We start from the raw sequence: 24,620 nt of genomic DNA, 5'->3' as shown, positions 1-24,620 counted from the left end.
CGCAGCTTGGTAGCGCATGTGACTGGGGGTCAGGTGAGTTAGAGCGGCGGGACTGTCCGAAAACTAAACAACGGGATGTGGCGCAGCTTGGTAGCGCATGTGACTGGGGGTCAGGTGAGTTAGAGCGGCGGGACTGTCCGAAAACTAAACAACGGGATGTGGCGCAGCTTGGTAGCGCACTTGACTGGGGGTCAAGGGGTCGCAGGTTCAAATCCTGTCATCCCGACAAAAAGCCCTGGTGATAGGCAACTTTCACCAGGGCTTCGTCGTTTCTGGGGGTGGTCACTGCCTGGTCCACTCGACCGATCCAGGTGATCTGCCCGCCGGTGAAGTGGACCACTCGCGTTGGGCGCCGACGCTGCCGGAGTGGACCAATAGGTGCCCGCGAGGTGCACCAATTCGCGGGCAGGCGACTGCTCCGGCCCCCTGTTTGGAGGGTCGGAGCGTGGGTTCTGGGCGCTCATAGGCGGGGTCCGTCGCGGCGGCTGGCGTTCTTCCTGGCGGGGGCAGGAAGGACGCCAGCCGCCGCGACGGACCCCGCTTCTGAGCTGCCACGCGTCTTGCAGGTCGAGGTCGTCAACCCAGGTTGACGGTAATTCGCGCGGTCACCGTCTGCTCACCTCGCTGTCGAAAGGCGGTGATTCGGTTACGGTTTCGATGCGGGTGATGTCGGCGGGTGATGGCTACAAGTACCTGCTGCGCACCGTCGCAGCCGGCGACGGCGACCGCTCCCTGTCCACGCCGTTGACCCGCTACTACGCCGAGGAGGGCAGCCCGCCGGGCCGCTGGCTCGGCGCGGGCGTCGCCGCGCTCGGTGGCGCGATCCAGGTCGGCGATCAGGTCTCCGAATCCCAGCTGCAGCTGCTGGTCGGGATGGGCCGGAGCCCAGTCACGGGCGACCCGCTTGGCCTGGCGTATCCCGGCTACAAGACCGAGGCCGAGCGTGTCCAGGAGCGCACCGCCGCCCTCGACCCGGAGCTCGGTCCCGCCTCGCGGGCGGAGGCGGTCGCGCGGATCGAGGCCGAGGAGGTGGCGCGTGGGACGCGGCGCGCCGTCGCGGGGTATGACTTCACGTTCTCGATCCCGAAGTCCGCGTCCGTGTTGTGGGCGGTCGCGGACGCGGGCACGCAGGCGCTGATCGCGGACGCGCACCATGCTGCGGTTGCGGAGGTGGTTGCGTTCATGGAACGGGAGGTTGCAGCCACCCGCACCGGTGCAACCGCCCGCAACGGCGCCGTTGCACAGGTCGATGTCCGGGGTCTGATCGCCACCGCGTTCGACCACTACGACTCCCGCGCCGGCGACCCTCACCTGCACACCCACGTCGTCATCTCCAACAAGGTGCAGACCGTGCTCGACGGCAAGTGGCGCTCCCTGGACGGGCGCCCGATGCACGCCGCGACCGTCGCCCTGTCGGAGCTGCACGAGGCCGTGTTCGCCGACCACCTCACCCGGGCGTTCGGCGTCGAGTGGGAGGCCTGCGACATGGGCCGGGACCGCAACCCCGCGTGGGCGGTCGCGACGGTGCCGGAGGAACTGGTCAAGGAGTTCTCCTCCCGGTCCCGCCACATCGACGCGGAGAAGAACCGGCTCATCGCCGAATACGTCGCCAAGCACGGCCGGCAGCCGCCTGCGGCGACGATCATCAAGCTCCGCGCCCAAGCCACCCTCACCACGAGGCCCGAGAAGGAAGTCCACTCCCTGGCCGATCTGACCGCCCAATGGCGGCACCGGACCGGACGGTTCCTCGGCCGGGATGCGACCGCGTGGGCGCGTCAGGTCACCGCGAACAAGGCGCCGCTGCTGCTGCGCGCCGACGACATCCCGCTGGAGGTGATCGCCTCCCTCGGCCGATCCGTCGTGGACGTGGTAGGCGAGAAGCGATCCACCTGGCGCAGGTGGAACCTCACTGCCGAAGCGGCCCGGCAGACGATGCGCTACAGGTTCGCCTCCACCGTGGATCGGGAGGCGATCGTCGGTCTCGTCGTGGACGCCGCCGAGGCCGCGTCGCTGCGACTGACGCCGCCGGAGCTCGCGTCGAGCCCGGTGACGTTCCGCCGTCCGGACGGCACATCGGTGTTCCGGCCGAAGCACTCGACGGTGTTCTCCTCCGAAGGACTGCTCGCCGCCGAAGACCGCCTCCTCGACCGCGCCCGCACCATGAACGGACCCACGGTGCTGCTGGCGACCGTCGAGCGGGTCGCCGCGAAGCCCGACAGGGAAGGGCGAGTGCTCGGCGAGGACCAAGCCGCCGCGCTCGCATCCGTTGCGGTATCCGGGCGCATCGTCGATGTCCTGGTCGGCCCGGCCGGGGCCGGCAAGACCACCGCTATGAACGCGTTGCGGCGTGCGTGGGAGCACGAGCACGGCCCGGGCTCCGTGGTCGGACTGGCGCCATCTGCGGTCGCGGCGCAGGTGCTCGCCGATGACCTCGGCGTCCAGACCGAGAACACCGCGAAGTGGTGGCAGAACCACCTCACACGCGGCGAGGCGTTCCGTCAGGGGCAGCTGGTAGTCGTGGACGAAGCGTCGCTGGCCGGCACCCTGTCTCTGGACCGCATCGCCGCGTTGGCGGCCGAGGCGGGGGCGAAGGTGCTGCTGGTCGGGGACTACGCCCAGCTCCAGTCCGTCGATGCCGGCGGCGCGTTCTCCCTGCTCGTGCACGACCGCGGCGATGCGCCCGAGCTGGTGGACATCCATCGGTTCCAGAACGATTGGGAGAAGGCCGCCTCGCTCGGGCTCCGGCACGGACGCACCGAGGTCATCGACACCTACCTCGACCACGGCCGCATCCAGGCCGGGGAGACGGTGGCGATGGTGGATGCCGCCTACACCGCCTGGCGCACCGACCGTGAAGCAGGATGGGCGACGGTGCTAGTCACCGACTCGACCGAATCGGTCCAAGCGCTCAACCAGCGCGCCCGCACTGACCTGATCCTCGACGGCACCGTAGGAGGTACCCGCGAGGTCGAACTGCACGACGGCACCCGCGCCGCCGTCGGGGATACCGTCATCACCCGGCGCAACGACCGGCGCCTGCGCGCCGGCCGCTCCTGGGTCCGCAATGGCGACCGCTGGATCGTCACCGACGTCCGTGACGATGGCTCAGTCACCCTGCGGCGCGCCGGACAGAAGTGGGGCGGATCGGTCGTGCTCCCCGCCGAGTACACAGCCGAGCACCTGGACCTCGGCTACGCCGTCACCTCCTACCGGGCACAAGGCATCACCGTGGACACCTCGCACGTCCTGGTCGACACCGCGATGACGCGGGAGAACCTCTACGTCGCGCTCACCCGCGGCCGGAACGCGAACCGCGCCTACGTCACCATCGACAAGCCCGACGACTCCCACCAAGGACCGCACCCCGGCGACAACACCGACGCCACCGCCCGGTCGGTGCTGTTCGGAGTGCTCCAGCATGTCGGCGTCGAGCTCTCCGCCCACGAGACGATCGCGGTCGAGCAGGAGGCCTGGGCGAACATCGGCCAACTCGCCGCCGAGTACGAGACGCTGGCGGCCGCAGCGCAACGCGACAGGTGGGCGAACCTCGTCCGCGTATCCGGTCTCACTGAGGAGGAGGCCGAGGACGCGATCGCCTCCCCGGCATTCGGGGCACTGACCGCCGAGCTCCGCCGCGCCGAAGCCAACCACCACGACATCGAAACGCTACTGCCACGCCTCGTGCGAGCACGCGACTTCACCGACGCCGACGACATCGCCGCCGTCCTCCACTACCGCGTCGCACGCGCCACCGCCCGACCAGCCGGCTCCGGGCGCGCCCGCAAGGCACCTCGCCTGATCGCCGGCCTCGTCCCCGATGCCACCGGCACCATGCGCGACGAGTTCCGGCAGGCGCTCACCGAACGACGCGACCTCATCGAGACCCGCGCCGACGCGCTCCTCGATACCGCGCTCACCGAAAAGCAGACCTGGACGCGGGCGCTCGGCACCCCGCCGAAGGACGCCAAGACCGAGGCGACCTGGCGGCGCCTGGCCCGCACCGTCGTCGCCTACCGCGATCGCTACGACATCACCGATCACACCCCGCTCGGCGTCCCGGCCGAGGACGACGCGCAGAAGATCGACGCCGCCCGCGCCAAGGCCGCGCTCGATCGGGCACGCAGCCTCGCGCGGGGAGCGGGGGAGGAGCCGCAACGTAGGCCGGAACGAGAGCCGGTCGGCCGCGCGTTGTGAGCCGGGCACCCTTCCCGATGTCAGGCCACCGTCGTACAGTGGAGGGCGAGGCGGCCTCTATATTGGCGCTGTCGCTCTCCGCGACGGTATGACCACCCGCACGCCACGGGCGGTCCTTTCAGGTTCTTGTCGCCGAACCTCTGGAAGGACATGCCCATGTTCCGGCTCATCTGGGCGGCCAGCGTCTGGACCCACAGCATCCTCAGCTACGCGCCCACGAACCTCTTGTTTGCCTTCACTCGCACCCGGAGGGGCCTGCGCTGGGGCATCCCCGCGATGCTCCTCGCGATCCCGTACCTCCTCGCCGCCTACTGGTGCGTGGCGACCATCGAGGCCGGCGGTCCTGGCTGGCTCAACCTCCTAGTGCTACTGTGCGCGTGGAACACGATCAAGCTGACCCTCAACGGCCCGATCACCGTGATTCTGCTGATCCGCGCCCGCATCCAGGAGGCCGTGGCCCGGCGTCGAGCGAGACGGTCCGAGTACAAGCAGCCTCACGAGTACGCCGAGGTCCACCCCTGACAGCTTGCCTGGCGCAGTCGCCTCCCTGCTGGGGGCAAATGATCGCGCGAGCTGGGAGCTGTCAATACCATCGCGTTGTGTGAAGGTATCGATACACGGGCGAAGCGGGTTCTATCCGCGATCCCCGAGTGTCTGGCGTACGAGAGCGGTGGCGACGGGCGCGTCGATGGCCAGGCGGTCGAGGACATCGCCGGGCTTCGCGTCGTCGCCCAGGTGCGTGCGATCGCCGCGGCGATCCCGCCGAGGGCATCCGGGTGATCCTGGTGCAGTCCGGTGAGGAAGTCGTCGGGATGCTGCGCCTCGACACCCCACGGGGCCAGCCGGTCGGCGGGGAAGTCGCGCAGGTTGCGGGTGACGATCACCTGGGATTCGGCGTGGATCGCGGCGGCCAGGACGTGCCGGTCGTCGGGATCGGGAAGGTCGAGCTGGTCGATCAGACGCTCGTAGCCGGTCACAGTCACGTCGCGGATCGCGTCGTTCATCAGACGGCGGGTGCGGTCCAAGCGGGCAGAGTCGAGGTCGGGACGGTTGGCGCGCAGGTTGCCGAATACCTCATCAAGAATGCGATCCGTCCACTTCGGGCGCGCCAGCCGGGCGAGCCCGACCCGGATCAGCACATCCCGTAGCGTGGAGGGGTAGAGCACGTTGGCGTCGTAGACGACGACCACCGGCATCAGACGAATCCGAGCTCGCGGGTCTCCGCAGCCAGCGCATCGGCCGCCGCCAGGCGGCGGGCGTCATCTTCCCGCAGGTAGCGGATCAGCGATGCCGCCTTGACGCGGCGGTGCGTGCCGACCGTCCGGTACTCGATCTGCCCCGCGTCGAGCAGCCCGATCAGGAACGGACGGGACACATGCAGCGCATCGGCGGCCTGCTGGGTGGTCAGTTCCGCCTGTGAGGGGAGGACGGTCACTCCCTCGCCGTGCGCGAAGCTGTCCAGCACCTGCGCCAGAGCGGTCAGCGCGGAACGGGGCACCTCCACCTCGCCGGCCTGCCCCCCGACGCGCAACCGGACCGGACCCTCCGCGCCGAGCGCAGCATCAAGCTCACGCAGGGCAGACGCCGCCAACTCGGCGTCTGCTGGCTCGGGCACCAGCGTCGCGATGTCGCTCATCAGCTCATCCTCCTAAACGAAGCAATCGAAGCAGTCGCAATAAGTGTACCGCGGTCGGCCAAGACCGATCATCTCGGCGTCATGCCGCCCGGAGTGGCTCCCGGGTACCGCCTCTTGCCGTCGATAGCCTTGGCGAAAGAACCTCGGAGGGGAGGCAGTACGGCGATGACCACGGCAAACAACCTTCGTGGACAGCTCTGGTCCGACGAGCCCTCCAAGATCGACTTTCTCGCTGCGCAGGCAATCGCGGAGACCATCTCAGATGCCGTCCTGGACGACGACCTTGATCCACTGGCGATCGGTCTGTCGGGACCGTGGGGCAGCGGCAAGACCACGGTTCTCGAACTGATCAAAGCGGATCTCGATCAGCGGAGCGACCCGAAGCAAGCGAAGATTCTGACGATCCGCACGGACCCGTGGCGATACGACCCAGCGGTGGGGGCGAAGGAAAGCCTGATTGCGGAGGTCCTCGACGCCTTGTCGTTGGAGTTGGCTGAGAGCACGACCGATGCGCAGAAAGATGAGTCCAAAGCGAAGACGGCAAAGAGGCTCCTCAAACGCCTTGCCGCTCGTGTCGACTGGTCGAAGGCGATCTCAGTGGCGGCCAAGACCTCACTCACACTCCAACTTCCCAACGTCGATGACGTTCTCGGCATCATCAAGAAGAAGAGCGACGATGACGAGGCCGACGATGAACCGCGCGGGCTGGCCGGCTTCCAAGCCGAGTTCGCGGAGCTGATGGAATCGGACGAACTGAGCCATGTCCATCGCGTCGCGGTTCTGGTCGATGACCTTGATCGGTGCTTGGTGGACACCGTCATCGAGACGCTGGAGGCGATCAGGCTCTTCTTGAGCGTCGAGGGCATGGCCTTTGTTATCGCCGCGGATGAGGAACGGGTCGCGGAGGCGATTCGAACCAAGCTGCCTGAGTGGACGATGCCAACGGAACGGCCGGGCGGGGAAGATGCCCTCCCGCCGGAGCCGCCATCAAAGCTCTATCTGCACAAGATTGTGCAGACGACCGTGCCGCTGCCAGCGCTGGGCGCCTTCGACACGGAAGCGTATGTCCTGCTGCTGCAACTGCAGAACCGCGCCGCTGGCCCTCTCACCAGCGCCCAGCTCGGGTCGGTCATCGCCGAATGTCAGCGGTTGAGGTCAGTGGGTGCCTTTGACGATCTGAAGGCACCGGACGGGCTGGATGTCCAGGCGGAACTATCGTTCGCCCACCGATTGACGACCATCCTCTATGAGAAGCTGCGCGGCAACCCACGCCGCATCAAGCGGTTCCTGAACGACCTGAACATTCGCCGCTCGATCGCATCCCGACGCGGAATCGAACTTGAGTTTGAGGTCGTCGCCAAGCTCATGGTCCTTGAGGTTCTTCTCCCGGATCAGTTCCAGGCTGTTCTTTCCTGGTTACGCACGGGCGAGCTTCGGGATCGCCTCGAAGCCCTTGAGTCCCTCACCAAGGCGCCAAAGACAGACGCTGAGGAACCTAACCTGGTCGATGAAACCGCCCAACCAGACGAGGAGAGCGAGACCGAGCCTCCGACGTTGGACGCAGAGATTAGCCCGGATGACACCACGCCCTCATCCCAATCGTCCGTCGCTCCACACTTCGCAGACGACCTGCTTCGGTGGGCGAAGCTCGCACCCGACCTTCACGACCTCGACCTGAGCCCCTATCTCCACCTGGCGGCCTCGTTTCGGGGCGACCTGCTTGTCAGCGCGGACCTTCCACAGCGGCTGCGAGACCTCGCCGCCCAGCTGGCATCCACTCGCACGGTTGATCGCCACCAAGTCTCTGACGACGCGTTGCGCGCGCTTCCGATTGAGGATGTGGACCTGCTGCTGCGCCATCTCTCCCTGCGCGCCCGCGATCGCGTTCAGGAACAACGCGGCGCGGTGACTGGCATTGGAAGGCTGGCTGTCGTCCATGCAGCCACCCAGCCAACCGCACTTGATGCGTTCCGGCGCCTACCTGCCCAGAACCTCCAAGTCGGAACCGCGATCCACCTCGCCGGCCTCACGCTGCCGGGAATGAAGGAGGTCATCGACGAACTCTCCGGGCGTCTGCCTGACGGTCAAATCAAGACCGCTCTCACCACACCACCACCCGGAGGACGACGATCCTGATGGGCACTAAGAACTCTTACACTGGCGTCGGCGGGAAGATCGGCGCTGACATCAATGATGGTCTCAGCGACTGGCTCGACTCCCTGCCCGGCGCTCCGAACGAGCCGGCCGGCGCTCCATCCGCCGACTCGTCAGACCCGGCAACCAGCGCCGGTGCTGCGTCTGGCGCCTCGCGTCCGTCGCCGACTTCACCAGCCGGGCGTGCGCTCCCCGCCATTTCCCTGTTTCGATCATCCAAAGGTGGCGGCGGAAGTCGTTCCCGTGCGCGCGAGACTTCGGCACTCACCCGCACCTCCGCCGGGTACGCGCGAAGCGCCGGCCGTGCCGCCGCCGCCGCTTACGCGTACCGCACCGGCGATGCCCAGACGCTCCGAGACCTGGGCCTTGACTACGATGCTCTTCGCGCCAATCCGAACATCTTCGATGTTGCCCACCAGATCGCGCAAAAGGTCTGCGAGGACCTTCCCCCAGGCACGATCGAGACCGATGAGCAACTCCAGGTTGTGGGAAACCTTGCAGAGTGGCTCCTGGAGGGCACCGCCGCCGGCGCCGACGTGACCCTGGGGCAGATCGCTGAAGAGGCCGTCGCGCTGGTTCTTGCTGAGGCGTATCTCGTGCAAACGGCATCGCAACTCAACGAGAAGAACATGTCCGGAGCCGACCGAGCAAGCTTCGAGTCTGACGTCCGTCAGGCATGCGAGGAGCTCGCCGCGCACGCCAACCTCGCCCCGACTGGGCCATCGCCCGCGGAATTCACGTCGGCTATCGAGAACGGCTTGGAGTACCTATACACCGTGTTCGGAGAGTCGTGATGGTCGAGTTCGATCTGCGTTTCCAGGTTCCGAGCGCCCTCACCGACGACATTGCGGCTCGGACGCTGTTCTGGCCCCCGAACGGCGCGGGCAGCTTCAACACCACGCTTGGGCCACGCTTTGGAGACCTTGGACCGGTATCGCAGGCAAACATCGACCTGCTCCGCCTCGCCGCGATCGTTTACGCTGCCGATCGATCCGTGCCGCGACGAGTCGGCCAGGTCAACTGGACCCGCCGGACATTTGAGCTGACCGTGCCCGTCCACGACTCAACGCCCTGGACTGCGGTCGGTGGCGATCTTGAGGCGCTCCTGGACTTCCTCTCCGGCGACACCTGGCACCTCAGCTTCCGGCGCACGCGAGTACCTCGTGAACACATCAGCGAAGACTCCTACCCAGATGCCCAACGAGTCGTGCTGATGAGCGGCGGTGCGGACTCCGCAACTGGCGCGTTCAAAGCCCGATCTCTTTCCGACACTCATGTTCTGGTCTCTCATGTGGGTGCTACTTCGATTTCGCCCATCCAGAAGGACATTGCGAAGAGAATCCGCGAGCTTCGACCGAACGGGTCCACCCAGCATCACGAGCAGATCGGCTTCACACGAACCCAGGAGCAACCGGGCGGATACAAGTTCCGCAATGAACGGTCCACCCGCACCCGATCGTTCCTCTTTCTCGCCTTCGGTCTCGCGATCGCGTCGATCAAACGCCTGCCTCTCTGGATACCGGAGAACGGCTTCGCGTCTTTGAATCCCCCGCTTGGCCCCGACCAGCTTGGGAGCCTGTCAACCCGAACAACACACCCGTGGTTCCTCTCGGAGCTGGCGCGCATCGCGACCGAAGCTGGCGCCTGGGCGGACATCACGAATCCCTTCGCGGACATGACGAAAGGGGAGATGTTCAGGTGGGTCGCCGACGAAATCGGCGACGACAGCGCGGCATCAGAACTGCTCAGCGCCACGAACTCGTGTGCGTTCACTAACCGGCGGTGGTTGGGAGTGAAGGCGACCGATCATTGCGGAACCTGTTTTGGCTGCCTCGTTCGTCGGGCGTCCTTCGCCGCGGCGGGACTGGTCGACACCAGTACCTACGTCATCGATGCGCCACCGAGCGATAAGGCAGCCCAACAACTTCAACAAGCTTCTCTGCTACCCAGCATCCGCGGTTTCGTCTCCCGCGGAATCCGAGTGGGCGACATCGCTGCCATGAAGCTTCCCGCCGGATACTCGCCGAGCCTCGCCCGAGACCTTTGCATCCGCGGCTCCGGAGAACTTGAACTGCTGCTATGACAGTGAACTGGCCGCCCCTGGACGTTCATGCGCATATCGATCCCTCCATCGACGCGAACACGCTGCTGAACCTGCGAGCAGTGATCTTCGCAGCCAACAGGAGCATCGAAGAGAGCGCGCAGGCGCTCGAACGTCGACCACACGACTTGCTAGCCGTGTGGGGAGCCGGGGTACACCCCGGACTCAAGAGCGCGCTGGAGAACTACAGCCCCTCGGCCTTCGCCGCACTCCTCGAACGGACCCCCTATGTGGGTGAAGTCGGCCTCGACGCGAAGGTAAAGTCGCGCCTGCCACTTCAGCGCGAAGTCCTTTCCTCGATCCTCCAGCAACTCCAAACGCGACCACGCATAACGTCAATCCATAGCTACGGTGCGACCAATGAAGTACTCGATCAACTCACGGAAACACCCATTCTCGGCGCTGTTCTGCATTGGTGGCTCGGTGACAGGAACGCTACGCTGCGCGCCATCGAACTCGGCGCGTACTTCTCTATCAACGCCTCCAGCGTTCGACGCAGTGAGACACTCGACGTGATCCCGTTAGAGCGGCTCCTCCTTGAGACCGACCACCCTGATGGCAATCGCTACGGCCGGGGACCTCGCCAGCCAGGCAACATCGCCGATGTCGAGACGGCTCTAGCGGCCCGGTACGGCATCACAACCCAGGCAATACGCGAACGGGCCTGGCGGAACCTCGCCGAGCTGGTGGAAGCAACAGCGACTCTTGACATGCTTCCTTCGAGAGTTCGCGGCATCGTGAGCTCGGCATGATCGAGGACCTTGGTCTGCCCGCCGCGCGAAGTGCACCAATCAAGTGACCAACAGCCTGGAAATCGTGCAAGACGTGACGCGCAGAGCAAGCGGATGAAAAGCAAAATACCTGGTCAAGAGCGGTAAGAGGTCCGATCCTGGCACCTGGGGGTCAAGGGGTCGCAGGTTCAAATCCTGTCATCCCGACAAAAAGCCCTGGTGAGAGGCAACTTTCACCAGGGCTTCGTCGTTTCTGGGCGTGGTCACTGGCTGGTCCACTTGCCCGATCTGCTCGATCCGCCCGCTGCTGAAGTGAACCAATCCCGTTCGGCCGAGTTGCCCGTGAAGTGCACCAAAAGGTGTCTATGAGGTGCACCAAATCGCGTGCATGACGGTGCTCCGGCTCCCCTTCCGGGAGAGCCAGAGCGTGGGCCCAGGGGTGGCCCTTAGTCTCGCCATCTGCTCGAGAGCTGAGCTGCTGCGTGAAGACCTCAGGTTCAGCTTAGGTTTGCTTCAATCCAGGTCTGCATGGCTGCATGGATGATCTCGGCATTCGCTTGCCCGCCGTAGGCAGCAGCGAATCGAGCGTCAATGACGTACAGCTCAGACAACCCGATGTAGGCATCGCGGTCGGGCCTTCTCCCACCCCAATAGTCTGTGACCCAGGCGTAGTGATCAGCGACCAGTGCCTGGAACGAGTCGGAGTCCGGGGTGATCCCCGATTCTGCCGCGGTGCGAAGCGCAGCATTCACGTCAAGGCTCTTCGCATCATCTGCGTTTCGCTGAGACTCATCCATGCCCTCCCGACGCCGGGTGCTGCGCTCCCACGCCTCGTCTCCCCAACGCTGTCGGACTTCACTCTCGTACTGAGACTGGTCGACGCCAGCAAATACTTCTTTGATGGTTATTTCCTGGCATTTCTGCACCGCGTGAAGGGTTTGCTGCACGAGGGTGATCTGCTGAATGGTCCTGTCCCGTCGCTCCTCTAGCAGCGATAGATGTGACCGGATCGCGTCCTCAAGTGACCCGTCATCATCGAGTGCGATTTGGATAGTTGCGAGAGGCAGTTCCAATGCGCGAAGGGAGAGGATTCTGTAGAGCCGGGAAAGCTCCGCTTCGCCATAGAACCTGTACCCATTGCTCGCGACACGCGACGGATGCAGAAGCCCGATCTGCTCGTAGTGGCGAAGTGTTCGGCTTGTGAGCCCGGTCGCGCGCGCGACATCTCTGATCGCCCACTCCTGCATGTTGCCCTCCTGCGGTTACGGTCGGTCGGCGTCGAACGAGGCTCCGTCGGGAACCTCGAAATCGCCAGTGATCTGGCTGCCGACCCATTCCTGAGCCTGCGCCTGGTCCGCAACCCTGGCGGCGGTCAGGACGATCTTGTTGCCATCGCCGTCGGTGAACGCAACATCTGTCGTAAACCACGGAGTGTCGTAGGGTCCGTCCACATCAGCTCCCACGGTACGAAGTTGCTCGGCGACCTCGGCGAGGTCCACATCTCCGGCCGCGAATGACGACGACGTAGACCCGGGGACTGCCGCGCCCGGAGTCAGGAGGACATCCTGATACTTTTCACGGCGCAGATGCACGAGCGAGGGAGCGCCGTCTGGTCCAGGAATGGTCGCGAGAGTCACGAAGCCGGCAGCGGCGTACACGCGTTCCGCGACCGCCAGGTCTTGGGCCACAAGGTTGACGAACATGGGCATTGCATAGATTGACCGGTCGATTTCCGGTCCTGTCTTCTCTGTCATGTCTTCAACCCTTTCAGTTGGCGTTACGGCAGAGTCAAGCCCATGCGGGTGCCGGATGCGGCGACCCAGTCGCGGAGGCGTTGGCGGGTGTCGGCGAAGTCGCGGTGCCATCCCAAGGGGGCGCTGCCGTTCTGTTCGGGGTCGTAGGCGCAGAGCCAGTGCAGGTGCAGGGCCGACAGTTCCCAGACGAGTTCAGTATGCCACTTCATTCAGCCCCGGCGCGTCCAGCGCGGCGGCGGGGTCGCCGGGGTTCAGGAGCACGCCCAGGCCGGCCTCGACGCCGCTGGCGGCTGGCCGGTGCCGGTCACCCACGCGGTGACGGAGCCGGCCCCGCGGAGCAGAACGGCGAGGACCGCGGTGGTGATGAGGATGCCGATGCCGAGGTTGGCCAGTTCGTCCCCGAGCGCCCCGGACTGTCGTGGCGTGCTCATCCCGGATGCCCCACCGTGAGGGTGCCGGAGACCCGGCCGAGCAGGATCACTTCCCGGGTCGGTCTCAGGGCCAGCAGCTCGGGGCCGATCAGGCCGCGGGCGGTCCCGTCCGGGGCCGCCTCGGAGTGTGCGACCACGATGGCCATCGAAGGCGCCGAGCAGCGTCCGTGACGCCGTACTCCTATAGCGCCCGCCATACACGGTGCGGCCTGTGGACGGCGTCAAGTTTGACGTTCCTCCTTGCGGGCTGCCAGCCGCACTTTGCGTGAGGGTCAGGCGAGCTCGGATGTTTCCTACCACCGCGGCAATCACGAGCGTGTGTTCGTCGTCATCGATCTCGGCGACGACTGGCACCCGGTCAAGTTCAAGCCAAGGCTCGCTGCCGGATCTCAAGTCAACGGCCTGAACCCAGCGGCTTCTTAGTCCCTCCGGAGAGCCGGTCGGCTCCGATTGTTCGAGGAGCAGCAGAGGCAGGACGATCGCATCGACAGAACTCAGATGTGCCACGCGGGCGCTACCGTCGGGGTTGGTCGACCAGTCTCGCGGATACCGAACCGCGGCGATAGCTTCGAAGAGGTGCCCTGGCCCCCTGCAGTCAGGGGATCCCACTAGGTACGACACCCTGCGGTAGCCCGCAGCAAAGTAGCGGTCGTTCGCCGGGCCGAGGGCCTCCTCGATCGGAACCCCGCGGGTAAAGGGGATCATAATACTACGTTACAGATCTATCTGTATATTTTGAAGCGTTTCTGCAGTCAGGTAGTGTGCGCAGCGGTCGTTGATAGAATTACGTGGTGACGAATAATCAAGTAGGACGCCCGCTTGTCCCGGGCATCAAGGAAGCCCTGATCCAGGCCGCCGAGCGCATTATGGCCACCGAAGGCTTCTCTGGGCTCACCGTTGACGGGCTCGTCATGGAGGTTGGCACGACAAGGCCGACGTTCTACCGCCGGTACTCCAACGTCGCGCATCTCGCCTTTGAGGTCATTGAGGCCCGCTTTGGAACCGGCACGCCGGTCAACACTGGCTCATTGTACGGTGATCTTTTGAAGCTTCAGCGCGAGGATATCGCCATGTTCGCTTCCCCGCTTCTTCGAAACAATTTGCCTGGACTTCTCGAATCGGTTCGCACGGACTTGACGGTGCGCGAGAGGTACCGTGACGAGTTCATCGGCCCGCGTCGTGCGAACGTCGCGAAGGTGATAGCGGCAGCAGTTGAACGTGGGGAGTTGGCTGACCGGAGAGTCGATATCGACATTGCGTGTGACTTGCTTGTTGGGCCCATCCTGGCTCGAACTTTGCTGCCTCTGGCAGTTGCCGTCGATGACCGGCTCGCCCGGCAAACCGCACAAGTTGTGCTGGATTATCTCCGGTCGGCGGTCGCGGTGGAGAAGATCGGGGCCTAAACGACTGCAGGTCACGGCCGATCGCAACTGAAGCAGGTGCCCTCCCCGCAGGCCTCATCTGGAGCGCTGACTATGGCAGCCTGATTCAGGACCTGTCGAGGTGGTGGAGGTGGAGCGGCTGCGCCGTTCGGCGTGCGCGTAGACGGACCACGAGTCGGTATTGCCCTCGATTCCAGGTTCCGCAGGTGGTCTCGCGATATCGCCGTCGGTTGAGACATGAAGCACAGTGCGGATGTCGCCAACTCGCGCCACGAACGCCGTAGCTTGGGCAAGCTTGCCAGAGAAATCGGCCCGCCCGCAGCTCGATCCCGGAAAGCCAGGATCGCGACAGTTCATCTGCGTCGCTGACCTGCTCCTCCAGTGCCATGACTGCGAGCACGATAGCATCCGCGGAACTCCGATGAGGGACCCGAGCCGCCCCATCGACATCACGAAGCCACCCCCCCCCGGGTGGTCGGCGGTGCCGACGCACCCAAGCGGCTCCGAGAGCGAGGGCTCTGCCCGTACGCCGCAGGCAACCGTCCTGTACCCGGCTGCGAAGTATCGACCCCTCAGCCGGCCCGAGCAAGCTATCCAGCGTCGGCTGGTGCGACAGTTCTGCTGGAACGGAGCTGTACGAGGAGACGCATGACGAGGAAGTACCCGTATCCGGAAACGATCCCGCCGATGATGCCCAGCAGGGCTCCGATCACGATCCATGCTGGGTGGCCCAGCCCACTGACAACGGGGTATCCAGTGCGGTCGAGGCCGAGCGCTGCGAGGGCCGCCAGCAACAGGATCGCGTATCCGATGCTCTGCGCGATCGCACCCGCCCCGATAAGGACCGGTGCGACCGAGTATCGGTCATCTGTGGCCATCATGCGCTCCCTCGCGTTGCGGTTACTGCCCGTTAAAGCAGGAGCCTAGGTCCATTGCATCCCCTTTCTAGAGCGAATCTTGCTCCGGTGAGTTGACATTGCCTGTCCTGAAGATCAGCTTGACATAGCCAGAGTGCAGTCATCCTCGACCGAGGTCCTCTGTGCATTGAGCTCCGAAGTAGGGCACCTGGAGTCGTTGCTCCGTGTGCCCGTCGACCTTGATGCTCAGGACAACGCAGGCGGGTGAGTCCATTACGATGACGCCCGGATAACTTCCCGGCGCATTCTCGCAAGAGCGAACGTGTACAGTTCTGGTTTCCCGTCGTTTGACGACATCGGCGGTGAGTTCTGTTGACCATTCTTTCTCGGTGGTGATGATGAGTTTCGCGTGCGGGGGAGAGACCACTGACACGGTACCTGTTACGCCTTCTCGGACGAGGAGGGCGTTCTTCCAGATCAGTACCTGATCTTCGAGCGCGGGCGGGACTTCGATATTTCGGCCGAGATCTGATGCGGCTGGAGGATCGGCCCATGGTGGCGACCATATTCCGTACTCGGAGAGCGCGGCAGTCTGTTCTGGAGGGAGAGGTAGGTTCGTGGCGCTCACGCACGTTGGCTCAAGCACCATGTGTTCGCCCATGTCCATGGTGGGCTCCTCCTCGCCGCTCGGTAATGGTGTGGCAGCGCATGACGTGACACTGAAGCAGATCGCTGCTGCGCTGACAGCAGCGATCCAGCGGGCTCCAGGCCTCGTCCGAGCTAGGTACCTCACCATTTCATCCGGACGTTATGACATTCCGGCAAATGGGAAGAGCGCGATCCCCAGCGCGATTGCGATCAATCCTTCGAAGTACCCGGCGTTCTGAATCCGATCTTGTACAGCGTCGGCAGTGCGGCCAAGATTTGATCCGCTTGACGCATCACCGATCGCGCTCAGCATGGCAGTCAAGATTCGCCCGGAAGCGAAGGCGGCGAGAACGACGAGCACGCCGGTGAAGCTCCCCGAGACGAACGCCCACGCACAAATAACGAGAAACATCGGTGATGCAACAGTTGTCACGAAACCAGCACCAAGGAACACGCCGAAAGTGGTAATGAATGGGACGGACCCCCATCGTTCCCACGATCGGCGGACCTTCCACCCACCCGGGAGCAATGAGGTGGGGCGCGCGAGCCGGAAAGCACCGATGACGAGGAGCGGCACGGACAACACGGTGGATGGGAGCGATGGCACAAGGTATGCGATACCCCACAACAGCGCTGCTGTCACGGTCGAGCCGAGCAGGATCCCGAACGCGTGACCGAAAAGGACAAGGTAAGGATGCTCGTGCGAGTCGTTGACGAGACGGGTCGTCGCGTTCCAGCCACAGTCAGTGCGCACCCCTTGGACGCCGACGAGCAGGGCGAATACGAGCATCCCGCCTACGACTAGGGCGTTCGTGCCGGAAGCGACGGCGACGGCAGTCAACCCGGCAAGCAACGCCACGATCGCTGCCAGTACGGTCACGGCAGTTGCCGTCGGGACAATCGGCAGCCTCGTGTCCGCTCCATCGTTCGTCTCGGCCCTTACGGCAGACCAGGTCCGCGGGTTCTGTTCGCGGTACCTGACTCGGGCACGAGCACGCGTCGGTATCGAGGGCGAGATCGCCGAGGACACGGATGTTCAGAACATGGTCCAGGAAGAGTTCTTCGGGATGCCCCGCCGCGCGGATGCCGTTGCAGGACGCTGAGTTCTGCGAGTCCGGATCGTCCGCAGGCGCATCATCGACGACAGGGGTCAGCGGTCGTATTCACCGTTCGTCGCGGTCGGTTGACGGATCGGTGTTGATGAGCGGCCGAGGAGGCCGGGTTCGCCCAATTGCTTGTAGCGGTTACCCACTTCGACGCGGTTGCGCGGGAGACGCCCATCTCGGCGGCGACGTGCGCGATAGGGCGGGTGCGGCATCGCCCAACGAGGCGTCTGCGCCCTTCGATAGTGAGGGGGCATTGACGTGGTCACCGAGACGGGGCCCCAAAGGCGTCGATCTGGGTCATGCGCGCTGATTCATGCCATAAGCGAGAAGCGCTGGGCGCGTCGAGTGCGTACTGGCGAACCCCGCCGTCATCCATTGTTCCGCCGATTGGTGCGATCCGAGCGATGTTGCAGTTCTCGCAGTAGAGGCCGCCTCGCTCGTCCAGATCCGGCGAGGTCGCTGCCCATACTCCCGTGGCCGCGCCCTGGGCTGCGGTCTTGAATCCCGAGCCGACGACGTTGCCGTTCTCGTCGATCCATCCGCGCTCGATCTGCTCGGCGGTCGTCATGTCGCGCTGGAGATCAGTGATGATCGCACCAGGGTGCAGGGAGAACGTCCGCACGCCATCCGATTGTCCGATGGAGTCGAGGTGAACGGCGAAGAGCACGTTCGCGGTCTTCGCCTGCCCGTATGCCAGCCACTTGTCGTAGCCAGTCGCGAAATGTATGTCGTCCCACCGGATGTCGGACAGGTGGTGACCGGCGGAAGAATAGGTCACGACTCTCGCAGCGTCGGCGTTCGCCAACAACGGGAACAGCAGGTTGACGAGGGCGAAGTGCCCAAGATGGTTGATCGCGAACTGGCTCTCCCATCCGGGTCCGATCCTCCGCTCGGGTGAGGCCATCACGCCCGCAGCGGCGATGACGATGTCCAGTTTGTCAACGTCCGTGAGGAGCTGCTCGCTCGCCCGGCGGACGCTGTCGAGGTCGGCGAGATCCATGGAGACCACCGATACCTCGGGAACACGGTCGAGGCGCTCACGGGCCAGGTGCGGCCGACGAGCGGGGACGATCACCCGCGCGCCCGCCTTCGCGAAGGCTCGGGTGGTCTCCAAGCCGAGACCTGAGTAGCCGCCCGTGACGAGGGCCGTCATGCCGTCGAGACTTCTGCCGACGAGAACGTCGGCGGCGGTAGATGAGGCGGAGAATCCAGTGGAGGTCGGCGTCTGCTGTGTGCGGGTCATACTATGAATGTAGGATCTAGAGCGGACTCTAGATCAAGTGACAGGGGTGATGTAGTGCCACCATCAACGACGAGCGACGCGTTCTCGATCGGTGAGGTCGCGGATCTCACCGGGCTGAGCGTGCATGCTTTGCGCTACTACGAACGGCAGCAGTTGCTGGTCGGCCCCCTGCGGCGCTCCACCGGAGGTCGCCGGATCTACGCGCAAATCGACGTCGACTGGTTACTGATCTGCGTCAAGCTCCGCGAATCCGGAATGCCCCTCGCGGAACTCAAGCGATTTGCTTCTCTCGTCCGAGAAGGCCCCGGCAACGAAGAACACCGATTGCGGATCCTCGACGAGCACCGAAACCGCGTCGACGCTCAGATCCGCGCCCTTGAAGAATGTCGAACGGTCATCGAGTGGAAAGTCGGCGTCTACGCGGACCACGTCCGAGAGGGCACGACTGAAGGTCTCTGGGACCCGACGACGCAATCCTCCCCTGCAGGCACCAAGACCGCCGTCAACAAGGTCCTGGCCAGCAGCGCCTAAGCGTTTCGGGGTGGGTGGTCGTAGGCCTGCCGGGCCGTTTGGATGATGCGGACGTGGGTTTCTGCCCATGTCTTGAGGTCGAGGATGATGGCGAGCAGGTCGTTGCCGAGGGGTGTGAGCCGGTACTCCACGGTGACCGGGACCGTCGGCGTCACGGTGCGGGTGGCGAGCCCGTCTCGCTCGATCGTGCGGAGGGTCTGGGTCAGCATCTTGGGGCTGATGCCGGCGATGCGTCGCAGGATCTCGTTGTAGCGCAAGGCGCCGTGTCCCAAGGCGGCGAGCACGAGCGTGACCCATTTGCTTCCCAATGTGCCCAGCAGGTCTCTGGAGGGGCACTGGGCGAGGAAGCTCTCGAACTCGCGTCGTTCCTCGTCACGGTGTTGAGCAACGGTCCTGGTCGGCATACCGCAATAGTAGACCCCTCTAACGCACCTTTGGGTACCTACTTACCTTCCGGACGCGATAGAGGCAGGGTTGACACAAGCACATACGATCCCAGGAGGTTTTGATGCTGAGTGTCCACGTGACCGCACAGAAGAGTGTGGCGATCGTTGAGGTGCCGCCGCCGGTTCCCGCACCGGGGGAGGCCCTGATCGCGCTGAAGGCAAGCTCGGTGAATCGAGGCGAGCTCGCCCTGATCGGGATGCGCGACCCCGGCTGGGCTCCGGGCCAGGACGTAGCCGGTGTGGTGGTCGCGGCGGCGGCGGACGGGTCTGGGCCGGCAGAGGGTTCTCGGGTCGTGGGGCTGGCCGAACAGGGCGCCTGGTCTGAGCTGGTCGTGGTGAAAGCGTCCCGTCTGGCGGTCATCCCCGAGACAGTCAGCGACGCCCAGGCCGCGGCTCTGCCGATGGCCGGCCTGACCGCGTTGCGCACGGTGCGCCTGCTGGGCAGCCTGCTCGGCCGCGAGGTGCTCGTGACAGGCGCCTCGGGTGGAGTCGGCCGGTTCCAGATGCAGCTGGCCGCACTCAGCGGCGCCAGGGTGACAGCATTCACCCGCACCGAGGATGAGCTCAGCGGCGCCTACGCCGTCGTCGCGGACCTGGATGGTGCGGGCCCATACGATGCGGCCCTCGACGGCATCGGGGGAACCATCCTCGCCGACACGCTCCAAACCCTTCGTCCTGGTGCCGATCTCGTGTGGTTCGGGTCGACCAGCGGGCCCACACCGCTGTCGATCTACGACTTCATCGGCCACGAGGGCGTAACGGTTCGCACCTACTTCTCCTACGCAGCCGACAACTCCCGCGATACCCGCGACCTGGACACCCTGCTCGGCCTGGCAGCAACCGGTGCGTTGAGCGTCGATATCAGCCACTGCTGGCCACTGACCGAAACCGCCCAAGCAGTCACACAACTCGACAACGGGGGAACCCGCGGCAAAATCATCCTGACCAACGAAAACACCGACCAACCCGAAAGGAACCACTCCTGACCAGCACGCTTGGGAACGCCGCCGCTGCAACCCGCCCGATCAGACAAAAAGATGCCAGCGCCCGCACCCTGGACCTGTCCTGGATCAGCCCACACCGATTCTCGCTGGACAGTCGCAGACCATCTCGTGAGCGGTCGTTTGTTGTGGACTGAGCCAATCATTGAGAATGAGAACTCATTCCTTCCACACTCTCTCGCGGCCAGGCCGAACACCGAGCATGAGACATGTGAATGAATACCCGTGATGCCAAGGAGGATGACTTGAGCGATCTCCCCGTACACGTGGAACTCGTCGGCAATGGCGGAGACCCGATCCTGTTGCTTCCTGGTGGAGGTGTGCGCGATCCGAAGTATCTTGGTGACGTTGCGGACTGGGAAGCAGGGCGCACGGTCGCTGTTGTGCACTTTCGTGGCACACCCGCCACCGGCGGAATGCCGCAGCCGTGGTGGAGCCAGCACGAGGACCTCGAGTCTGCTAGACGACAGCTTGGCGTTGATGTGCTCGACGTTCTCGCTCATTCGGCGGGTGCCCGCGTCGCGTTGGCCTACGCGGCAAGTGGCGCACCTGTTCGCCGCCTTGGGCTCGTCACTCCTCCGGCGACCTGGCTCGAGGGCAAGCGTCGGGGGCACTGCTGCGGTGCCGAGAGCGGCAAGAGTGCTTTGCTTCATAGCGTTCTCGCCTTCTGCCTATTGGGAAAGAGGTTCCCTTGGCTGTCCGGAAGCCGGTCAGCTCATATGGGGATGTCCGGATGCGCCCGCCGGTTGCAACCTCACTTGAACTCACTTGACCACCTGGGCCAGCTCCCGGAGGCTAAGAAATTGTCTTTACAATAGGTGCCACATTGTAATGTGTCAAGGATCGCAGGCCGAGGCGAAGGCTTGGGCATCTATCATCATCATGCCCAGAACGCGCAATGCTCGTGAGTCCAGAACGTTGTTGAGTCGTGAACGGTCGTTGGAGGAGGTCAGCCGCTCCGGGTGCCACTGATGACAGGCTGTGACCGGTCTTTAGCGACGGTCCTATCAAGCTTCACCGAGGCCACGCAGTGCGAGCAATGCTTGCAAGGGCATGGCACCGTTGCCGAGGGTGGCCAGTTGCTCGTTCGAAGTCAGCTCGTGGATCGGATCGGTGACCCAGCCGGGATGAAGTCCCATCAGCCATTCGACGAATGCTGGTGCTGGTCGTGGCCCTGTGCGCTCGTTCAGGAGTGCGGGGGCTGGGGCTGTTCTTGATCGTCCCTTGCCTCGCTCTCACCTGGTCCAGGCTCTCCCCTCCACGGGAGGAGTCCGAGGCAAGCGGGCTCCGGAAAAGGGCCCGGGCTTTTCGCCGACGATGGCGGTTCACGTGCTGTCAGTCTTGGATAGCTATGTATACGGCAGTGTTTTGCAAGAGCGGAGCCTTCCCCTCGATGAAATCCGCAGCCTAGAATCGGCGGCTGCGGAGCTGCTGAGATCTCTGCCTGTGAACGAGTACCCTTACCTCGCGGAGGTCGCTATCGAGAGAAGCGCATCCTTCGGGCACGAACCCTCACAGAGCGTGGTGGGCCCCCAGGCACCCGCCAACCCACGGATCGGAAGCATGAGGTGATCTTCGTTTGGAGTGCCATCCTGGTTCTGAGTTCAGTTGACGTGGTCACGTATGCGGTGGTGTGCCAGGCTTTGTCGTAGGCGGCCATCGCAGCGGCGACGGCGGAGCCGGCAACGCCGCCGTGAACCCGCTACGCCGCCAACCTCATGAGCGTGACGCCGAAGAGTTCGTGGCCATGGGTGAAGACCCTGCTGGGCACCGTCTCCGACCAACCCGACGCCGAGTCCGTCCACGCCCAGTTCGGCCGGGTCCTCGACACTCTCGAGCACAAGCTCCCGAGATCGTTCGAGCCCTCTCGGACGCGAGGGAGGAGATTCTTGCGTCCACTGTGTTTCCGAAGTCGATCTGGCGACAGGTCTGGTCGAACAATCCGAACGAGCGATTGAACCGGGAGATCCGCCGCGCCGACGTCGTGGGCATCTTCCTGAATCGTGATGCGATCGTCCGACTCGTCGGCGAGCCGACGATCGTGGCCGATTCGGTCTCGATTGCCGTTATGCGGACTTCTCGTGGACAAGTGCGCTTTGAGTGAGGCGCCCAACGATCGCGGGTGTCTTGCGAACCAGGTCGTCATCAGTGAGTGCTTCGACCATGAAACGGGCGTAGTCGACTCGCCGAGTTCTATCGCTAGCCAGCTTGGGGTGCCCGACGTAGTCTGCCCATACAGGGAGGCCCTGGCTCTCGCCCTCTTCCAGGGTACTTCCACGCACGACCGTCCAACGTGTATCGCTCGCGTAGATCAAGCGCGCGGCCTCGACCTGGTCATCGATGTCCATCACGCGAATAGCCCGCATCAGCTTCGTCATCGCCGACTGAGCAAGCAGCGTCGTGCGTGGATAGTGGTCCTTCTCGTGTCCAGGAACATGCCACCCGCAGGAGAAGATCAATCGCGCATCTGCTCTTGCGTAGTCGAGAACAGCCTGCGCGGTGCCCGACGCATAGTGGCGGGTGCCCCACGGCACGAGAACTGTGAGCACTCCGTCGCAGGAAGCGACGGCCTCGCGGATGAGGCGTCGATCGTTGGTGTCGCCGGGCAGAACCGAGATCGCCTCGGCAAGGTCGCCGAGCTTACCGGTGCTCTGCTCTCGGCACACTCCGACTACCTCGTACCCGCGATCCAGTGCTTCCCTCGCCATGTACTGGCCAAGCTTTCCTGACACTCCAATGATTCCGACCCTGCGCATACCCGTTGCTCCTTATGGCTCGACAACACTACACTTACAATGTAAGTAATATACACTTACGTTGTACGTGCGTCAAGGAGGCAAGGTGAGGATCACGTGACCGCCCGCAGAAGTTCTGGCAACCAGGGGCCAGGACGGAGTCCTCTGAACCGCACGCGTGTCGTCACAGCTGCCGTCCAACTCGCTGACTCGTCAGGCATGGTGGCCGTGACGATGCGTGCGACTGCTGCGTCCTTGGGTGTGGAGGCGATGTCTCTTTACAACCACGTAGCGAATCGTGCAGACCTCATTGACGGAATGGTGGATGCTGTCTTTGCAGAGATCGAGCTCTCTGGTGGTGACGGGTGCTGGCGTGGGCACATGCGTCGCCTGGCCGTCTCGACCCGAAGGGTGCTACAGCGGCACCCTTGGGCGACCGGGATGCTGGATTCACGGAGTAAACCCGGGCCTGCGACGTTACGTCATCATGACTCGATGCTCGGAATCCTACGCCGATCGGGCTTTTCGCCGACGATGGCGGTTCACGTGCTGTCAGTCTTGGATAGCTATGTATACGGCAGTGTTTTGCAAGAGCGGAGCCTTCCCCTCGATGAAATCCGCAGCCTAGAATCGGCGGCTGCGGAGCTGCTGAGATCTCTGCCTGTGAACGAGTACCCTTACCTCGCGGAGGTCGCTATCGAGAGATCGGCCAAGAACAACTCGGTTCCGCAAGCAGGTGAGGAATTTGAGTTCGGGCTGGACCTGATTCTTAGCGCGCTCACACCTGACGATCTCACGACGTAGCGGACAGGCCACGAAAAGGGACTGCTGAACGGATGTGCCCGCTCGCGATGAGTTCGTAGTACCATCGGTCTCCGCGACGTACGGGCAGGGCATGCCCATGTATCGAACGATGCGGCGCACGCTGAGACAGCTCGGTCAATCCCACGACAGCTCCCTGACTTGTCCCTGACTTGACGTTCGGTGTGACTGAGTCGGGACTGTCACGCGCGGTCGTGATGGTAACGCATGATCCTCCTTGGCATGCCGACTCAGCAGAGTGCGACGCTCGCCGTGCTGACACAGACGACAGGGCTCAGGGTGCTGAATGTGCGGGCGCCAGACGCGCCGGAGGCACCTGCCTTGATGGTTTGAAGCCTGAGAATGTAACTCATGATGGACTCCGTTCATTCGGTTATGAGAACTATGTGATGGCGATCACGGAACCGGGATTCGCGTGGGTCTGCTCTCGGAACGATTGGGGCGATTCCGTGTCGCCTGGTCTGGGACGGCGAGGCCGACATCGGTCGACGGGGGCCTCGCCGGTCGCCGTTTTTGCCGCCACTCTCGCGACCAGAATGGCGGCTGAACCCTTTCGAACCCACGGGCATTGTCGGCCAGGCGAACAAACGGCTGGGCGAACACGCGGCCGGATGAACAAGTGCGCGAGTTGCTCCCGCTCGAACCGCGTGTTCGAGTCACCAGCTGATTGCAACCAGCAGGCGACCCGGTGATTGGCGTGAGCGAATACGCGACCAATGAACAATGAAACGAGTCGGCGAGCGCTCGGCAGATCTGGTCGCTATGGATCGGGCAGGGATGCTGCCGTTGCCGCCGCCCGGCCTGCCAAGCAGACCCGGAAGACGTCCCAAACGCACGAGGAACACCTC

The 24,620-nt window shown here is 64.2% G+C and carries 26 protein-coding genes, 1 tRNA gene and 3 pseudogenes; 13 read left to right on the top strand and 17 right to left on the bottom strand.

What is annotated here, in order from left to right:
* Positions 1–152: 152 nt before the first annotated feature.
* The 3 genes from ACFQB0_RS07560 to ACFQB0_RS07550 all read left to right on the top strand — a co-directional run bounded on the left by ACFQB0_RS07560 (position 153) and on the right by ACFQB0_RS07550 (position 4,716).
* Positions 153–226 (top strand) — tRNA-Pro (locus ACFQB0_RS07560).
* A gap of 431 nt (positions 227–657) precedes the next feature.
* A complete protein-coding gene (mobF, locus tag ACFQB0_RS07555; RefSeq protein WP_386729515.1) occupies positions 658–4,194 on the top strand; it encodes a MobF family relaxase in 3,537 nt (1,178 codons plus the stop codon).
* A 156-nt stretch (positions 4,195–4,350) separates the two neighbouring features.
* Positions 4,351–4,716, top strand: a complete 366-nt coding sequence (locus ACFQB0_RS07550) for a sulfate permease (RefSeq protein ID WP_386729512.1) — start codon at positions 4,351–4,353, stop codon at positions 4,714–4,716.
* Here the strand turns inward: ACFQB0_RS07550 and ACFQB0_RS07545 are convergent.
* The gene (locus ACFQB0_RS07545; protein WP_386729509.1) at positions 4,689–5,390 is read right to left on the bottom strand and encodes a PIN domain-containing protein; all 702 of its coding nucleotides are present in this window, start codon (positions 5,388–5,390) and stop codon (positions 4,689–4,691) included. The genes ACFQB0_RS07550 and ACFQB0_RS07545 overlap by 28 nt on opposite strands.
* Positions 5,390–5,830 (bottom strand): helix-turn-helix domain-containing protein, encoded by a 441-nt coding sequence (locus tag ACFQB0_RS07540; protein WP_386729506.1) that lies wholly within the window; start codon positions 5,828–5,830, stop codon positions 5,390–5,392. Before ACFQB0_RS07540 ends, ACFQB0_RS07545 begins: the two co-directional genes overlap by 1 nt.
* Positions 5,831–5,995: 165 nt before the next feature.
* On the opposite strand from ACFQB0_RS07540, the gene ACFQB0_RS07535 reads away from it, so the two are divergent.
* From ACFQB0_RS07535 to ACFQB0_RS07520, 4 genes are read left to right on the top strand one after another with little or no spacing between them, the layout of a single operon-like run.
* Positions 5,996–7,966 (top strand): KAP family P-loop NTPase fold protein, encoded by a 1,971-nt coding sequence (locus ACFQB0_RS07535; protein WP_386729503.1) that lies wholly within the window; start codon positions 5,996–5,998, stop codon positions 7,964–7,966.
* Positions 7,966–8,778 (top strand): hypothetical protein, encoded by an 813-nt coding sequence (locus ACFQB0_RS07530; protein ID WP_386729500.1) that lies wholly within the window; start codon positions 7,966–7,968, stop codon positions 8,776–8,778. Before ACFQB0_RS07535 ends, ACFQB0_RS07530 begins: the two co-directional genes overlap by 1 nt.
* The gene (locus tag ACFQB0_RS07525) at positions 8,775–10,067 is read left to right on the top strand and encodes a hypothetical protein (RefSeq protein ID WP_386729497.1); all 1,293 of its coding nucleotides are present in this window, start codon (positions 8,775–8,777) and stop codon (positions 10,065–10,067) included. Before ACFQB0_RS07530 ends, ACFQB0_RS07525 begins: the two co-directional genes overlap by 4 nt.
* A complete protein-coding gene (locus ACFQB0_RS07520; protein ID WP_386729494.1) occupies positions 10,064–10,837 on the top strand; it encodes a TatD family hydrolase in 774 nt (257 codons plus the stop codon). The genes ACFQB0_RS07525 and ACFQB0_RS07520 overlap by 4 nt, the downstream gene beginning before the upstream one ends.
* A gap of 476 nt (positions 10,838–11,313) precedes the next feature.
* Here ACFQB0_RS07520 and ACFQB0_RS07515 read toward each other — a convergent pair whose 3' ends face one another.
* The 6 genes and pseudogenes from ACFQB0_RS07515 to ACFQB0_RS07490 all read right to left on the bottom strand — a co-directional run.
* On the bottom strand, positions 11,314–12,063 hold the full coding sequence (locus ACFQB0_RS07515) for a MerR family transcriptional regulator (RefSeq protein WP_386729491.1): 750 nt from the start codon (positions 12,061–12,063) through the stop codon (positions 11,314–11,316).
* Positions 12,064–12,078: 15 nt separating this feature from the next.
* Positions 12,079–12,519, bottom strand: coding sequence for a VOC family protein (locus ACFQB0_RS07510; RefSeq protein WP_386729488.1), 441 nt, complete (start codon positions 12,517–12,519; stop codon positions 12,079–12,081).
* Positions 12,520–12,593: 74 nt separating this feature from the next.
* Entirely contained in the window at positions 12,594–12,779 is a 186-nt protein-coding gene (locus ACFQB0_RS07505; protein ID WP_386729720.1) for a hypothetical protein, read from the bottom strand.
* 42 nt (positions 12,780–12,821) lie between these two features.
* Positions 12,822–13,001, bottom strand: coding sequence for a hypothetical protein (locus tag ACFQB0_RS07500; protein WP_386729718.1), 180 nt, complete (start codon positions 12,999–13,001; stop codon positions 12,822–12,824).
* Complete coding sequence (locus ACFQB0_RS07495) at positions 12,998–13,138, bottom strand: hypothetical protein (RefSeq protein ID WP_386729715.1); 141 nt, start codon at positions 13,136–13,138, stop codon at positions 12,998–13,000. Before ACFQB0_RS07495 ends, ACFQB0_RS07500 begins: the two co-directional genes overlap by 4 nt.
* A 124-nt stretch (positions 13,139–13,262) precedes the next feature.
* Positions 13,263–13,706: pseudogene (locus tag ACFQB0_RS07490) on the bottom strand (AvrD family protein); the annotation flags it as partial.
* 86 nt (positions 13,707–13,792) lie between these two features.
* Here ACFQB0_RS07490 and ACFQB0_RS07485 point away from each other — a divergent pair.
* Positions 13,793–14,404 carry a TetR-like C-terminal domain-containing protein gene (locus ACFQB0_RS07485; protein WP_386729485.1) on the top strand — a complete coding sequence of 204 codons (612 nt, stop codon included), beginning with the start codon at positions 13,793–13,795 and terminating at the stop codon, positions 14,402–14,404.
* A gap of 569 nt (positions 14,405–14,973) precedes the next feature.
* Here ACFQB0_RS07485 and ACFQB0_RS07480 read toward each other — a convergent pair.
* The 3 genes from ACFQB0_RS07480 to ACFQB0_RS07470 all read right to left on the bottom strand — a co-directional run bounded on the left by ACFQB0_RS07480 (position 14,974) and on the right by ACFQB0_RS07470 (position 16,768).
* Positions 14,974–15,264: a hypothetical protein gene (locus ACFQB0_RS07480; RefSeq protein ID WP_386729482.1), complete on the bottom strand. Its 291-nt coding sequence runs from the start codon at positions 15,262–15,264 to the stop codon at positions 14,974–14,976.
* 136 nt (positions 15,265–15,400) lie between these two features.
* Positions 15,401–15,907 (bottom strand): hypothetical protein, encoded by a 507-nt coding sequence (locus ACFQB0_RS07475; protein WP_386729479.1) that lies wholly within the window; start codon positions 15,905–15,907, stop codon positions 15,401–15,403.
* Between the two features lie 141 nt (positions 15,908–16,048).
* Positions 16,049–16,768, bottom strand: coding sequence for a hypothetical protein (locus tag ACFQB0_RS07470; RefSeq protein ID WP_386729477.1), 720 nt, complete (start codon positions 16,766–16,768; stop codon positions 16,049–16,051).
* 31 nt (positions 16,769–16,799) lie between these two features.
* Between ACFQB0_RS07470 and ACFQB0_RS07465 the strand changes: the two genes are divergently transcribed.
* Positions 16,800–16,991, top strand: coding sequence for a hypothetical protein (locus ACFQB0_RS07465; protein WP_386729474.1), 192 nt, complete (start codon positions 16,800–16,802; stop codon positions 16,989–16,991).
* A gap of 59 nt (positions 16,992–17,050) precedes the next feature.
* On the opposite strand, the pseudogene ACFQB0_RS07460 reads toward ACFQB0_RS07465, so the two are convergent.
* Positions 17,051–17,235 (bottom strand): annotated as a pseudogene (locus ACFQB0_RS07460) (helix-turn-helix domain-containing protein); the annotation flags it as partial.
* A gap of 21 nt (positions 17,236–17,256) precedes the next feature.
* Positions 17,257–18,237, bottom strand: coding sequence for an SDR family NAD(P)-dependent oxidoreductase (locus tag ACFQB0_RS07455; RefSeq protein ID WP_386729471.1), 981 nt, complete (start codon positions 18,235–18,237; stop codon positions 17,257–17,259).
* A gap of 54 nt (positions 18,238–18,291) precedes the next feature.
* On the opposite strand from ACFQB0_RS07455, the gene ACFQB0_RS07450 reads away from it, so the two are divergent.
* The gene (locus ACFQB0_RS07450) at positions 18,292–18,768 is read left to right on the top strand and encodes a MerR family transcriptional regulator (RefSeq protein WP_386729468.1); all 477 of its coding nucleotides are present in this window, start codon (positions 18,292–18,294) and stop codon (positions 18,766–18,768) included.
* Here ACFQB0_RS07450 and ACFQB0_RS07445 read toward each other — a convergent pair.
* Entirely contained in the window at positions 18,765–19,172 is a 408-nt protein-coding gene (locus tag ACFQB0_RS07445) for a winged helix-turn-helix transcriptional regulator (RefSeq protein ID WP_386729465.1), read from the bottom strand. The genes ACFQB0_RS07450 and ACFQB0_RS07445 overlap by 4 nt on opposite strands.
* Positions 19,173–19,276: 104 nt before the next feature.
* Between ACFQB0_RS07445 and ACFQB0_RS07440 the strand changes: the two genes are divergently transcribed.
* On the top strand, positions 19,277–20,200 hold the full coding sequence (locus ACFQB0_RS07440) for a zinc-binding dehydrogenase (RefSeq protein WP_386729463.1): 924 nt from the start codon (positions 19,277–19,279) through the stop codon (positions 20,198–20,200).
* A 1,022-nt stretch (positions 20,201–21,222) separates the two neighbouring features.
* On the opposite strand, the gene ACFQB0_RS07435 is transcribed toward ACFQB0_RS07440, so the two are convergent.
* Complete coding sequence (locus ACFQB0_RS07435) at positions 21,223–21,354, bottom strand: hypothetical protein (protein WP_386729460.1); 132 nt, start codon at positions 21,352–21,354, stop codon at positions 21,223–21,225.
* Between the two features lie 558 nt (positions 21,355–21,912).
* Between ACFQB0_RS07435 and ACFQB0_RS07430 the strand changes: the two are divergent.
* Positions 21,913–22,244, top strand: a pseudogene (locus ACFQB0_RS07430) (transposase); the annotation flags it as partial.
* 37 nt (positions 22,245–22,281) lie between these two features.
* On the opposite strand, the gene ACFQB0_RS07425 reads toward ACFQB0_RS07430, so the two are convergent.
* Entirely contained in the window at positions 22,282–22,971 is a 690-nt protein-coding gene (locus tag ACFQB0_RS07425) for an NAD(P)-dependent oxidoreductase (protein ID WP_386729457.1), read from the bottom strand.
* 198 nt (positions 22,972–23,169) lie between these two features.
* Here ACFQB0_RS07425 and ACFQB0_RS07420 point away from each other — a divergent pair, with 198 nt between their 5' ends.
* Positions 23,170–23,754, top strand: coding sequence for a TetR/AcrR family transcriptional regulator C-terminal domain-containing protein (locus ACFQB0_RS07420; protein WP_386729454.1), 585 nt, complete (start codon positions 23,170–23,172; stop codon positions 23,752–23,754).
* 248 nt (positions 23,755–24,002) lie between these two features.
* Here the strand turns inward: ACFQB0_RS07420 and ACFQB0_RS07415 are convergent, their stop codons facing one another.
* Positions 24,003–24,125, bottom strand: a complete 123-nt coding sequence (locus ACFQB0_RS07415; RefSeq protein WP_386729451.1) for a SapB/AmfS family lanthipeptide — start codon at positions 24,123–24,125, stop codon at positions 24,003–24,005.
* Positions 24,126–24,620: the final 495 nt, after the last annotated feature.

The organism is Luethyella okanaganae (genome assembly GCF_042660285.1).
GTDB classification, from domain to species: Bacteria; Actinomycetota; Actinomycetes; order Actinomycetales; family Microbacteriaceae; genus Luethyella; species Luethyella okanaganae.
Note: the sequence above shows the minus strand (reverse complement) of the source record. Positions and strands in the feature narration are given on the sequence as shown.

Coding starts and splice junctions, on each gene's coding strand:
- ACFQB0_RS07455 (WP_386729471.1), bottom strand. CDS start 18,237: ATGACCCGCACACAGCAGACGCCGACCTCCACTGGATTCTCCGCCTCA.
- ACFQB0_RS07530 (WP_386729500.1), top strand. CDS start 7,966: ATGGGCACTAAGAACTCTTACACTGGCGTCGGCGGGAAGATCGGCGCT.
- ACFQB0_RS07445 (WP_386729465.1), bottom strand. CDS start 19,172: ATGCCGACCAGGACCGTTGCTCAACACCGTGACGAGGAACGACGCGAG.
- ACFQB0_RS07520 (WP_386729494.1), top strand. CDS start 10,064: ATGACAGTGAACTGGCCGCCCCTGGACGTTCATGCGCATATCGATCCC.
- ACFQB0_RS07515 (WP_386729491.1), bottom strand. CDS start 12,063: ATGCAGGAGTGGGCGATCAGAGATGTCGCGCGCGCGACCGGGCTCACA.
- ACFQB0_RS07540 (WP_386729506.1), bottom strand. CDS start 5,830: ATGAGCGACATCGCGACGCTGGTGCCCGAGCCAGCAGACGCCGAGTTG.
- ACFQB0_RS07475 (WP_386729479.1), bottom strand. CDS start 15,907: ATGGACATGGGCGAACACATGGTGCTTGAGCCAACGTGCGTGAGCGCC.
- ACFQB0_RS07505 (WP_386729720.1), bottom strand. CDS start 12,779: ATGAAGTGGCATACTGAACTCGTCTGGGAACTGTCGGCCCTGCACCTG.
- ACFQB0_RS07535 (WP_386729503.1), top strand. CDS start 5,996: ATGACCACGGCAAACAACCTTCGTGGACAGCTCTGGTCCGACGAGCCC.
- ACFQB0_RS07415 (WP_386729451.1), bottom strand. CDS start 24,125: ATGAGTTACATTCTCAGGCTTCAAACCATCAAGGCAGGTGCCTCCGGC.
- ACFQB0_RS07440 (WP_386729463.1), top strand. CDS start 19,277: ATGCTGAGTGTCCACGTGACCGCACAGAAGAGTGTGGCGATCGTTGAG.
- ACFQB0_RS07420 (WP_386729454.1), top strand. CDS start 23,170: ATGGTGGCCGTGACGATGCGTGCGACTGCTGCGTCCTTGGGTGTGGAG.
- ACFQB0_RS07425 (WP_386729457.1), bottom strand. CDS start 22,971: ATGCGCAGGGTCGGAATCATTGGAGTGTCAGGAAAGCTTGGCCAGTAC.
- ACFQB0_RS07500 (WP_386729718.1), bottom strand. CDS start 13,001: ATGAGCACGCCACGACAGTCCGGGGCGCTCGGGGACGAACTGGCCAAC.
- ACFQB0_RS07545 (WP_386729509.1), bottom strand. CDS start 5,390: ATGCCGGTGGTCGTCGTCTACGACGCCAACGTGCTCTACCCCTCCACG.
- mobF (WP_386729515.1), top strand. CDS start 658: ATGCGGGTGATGTCGGCGGGTGATGGCTACAAGTACCTGCTGCGCACC.
- ACFQB0_RS07435 (WP_386729460.1), bottom strand. CDS start 21,354: ATGGGACTTCATCCCGGCTGGGTCACCGATCCGATCCACGAGCTGACT.
- ACFQB0_RS07510 (WP_386729488.1), bottom strand. CDS start 12,519: ATGTTCGTCAACCTTGTGGCCCAAGACCTGGCGGTCGCGGAACGCGTG.
- ACFQB0_RS07550 (WP_386729512.1), top strand. CDS start 4,351: ATGTTCCGGCTCATCTGGGCGGCCAGCGTCTGGACCCACAGCATCCTC.
- ACFQB0_RS07480 (WP_386729482.1), bottom strand. CDS start 15,264: ATGATGGCCACAGATGACCGATACTCGGTCGCACCGGTCCTTATCGGG.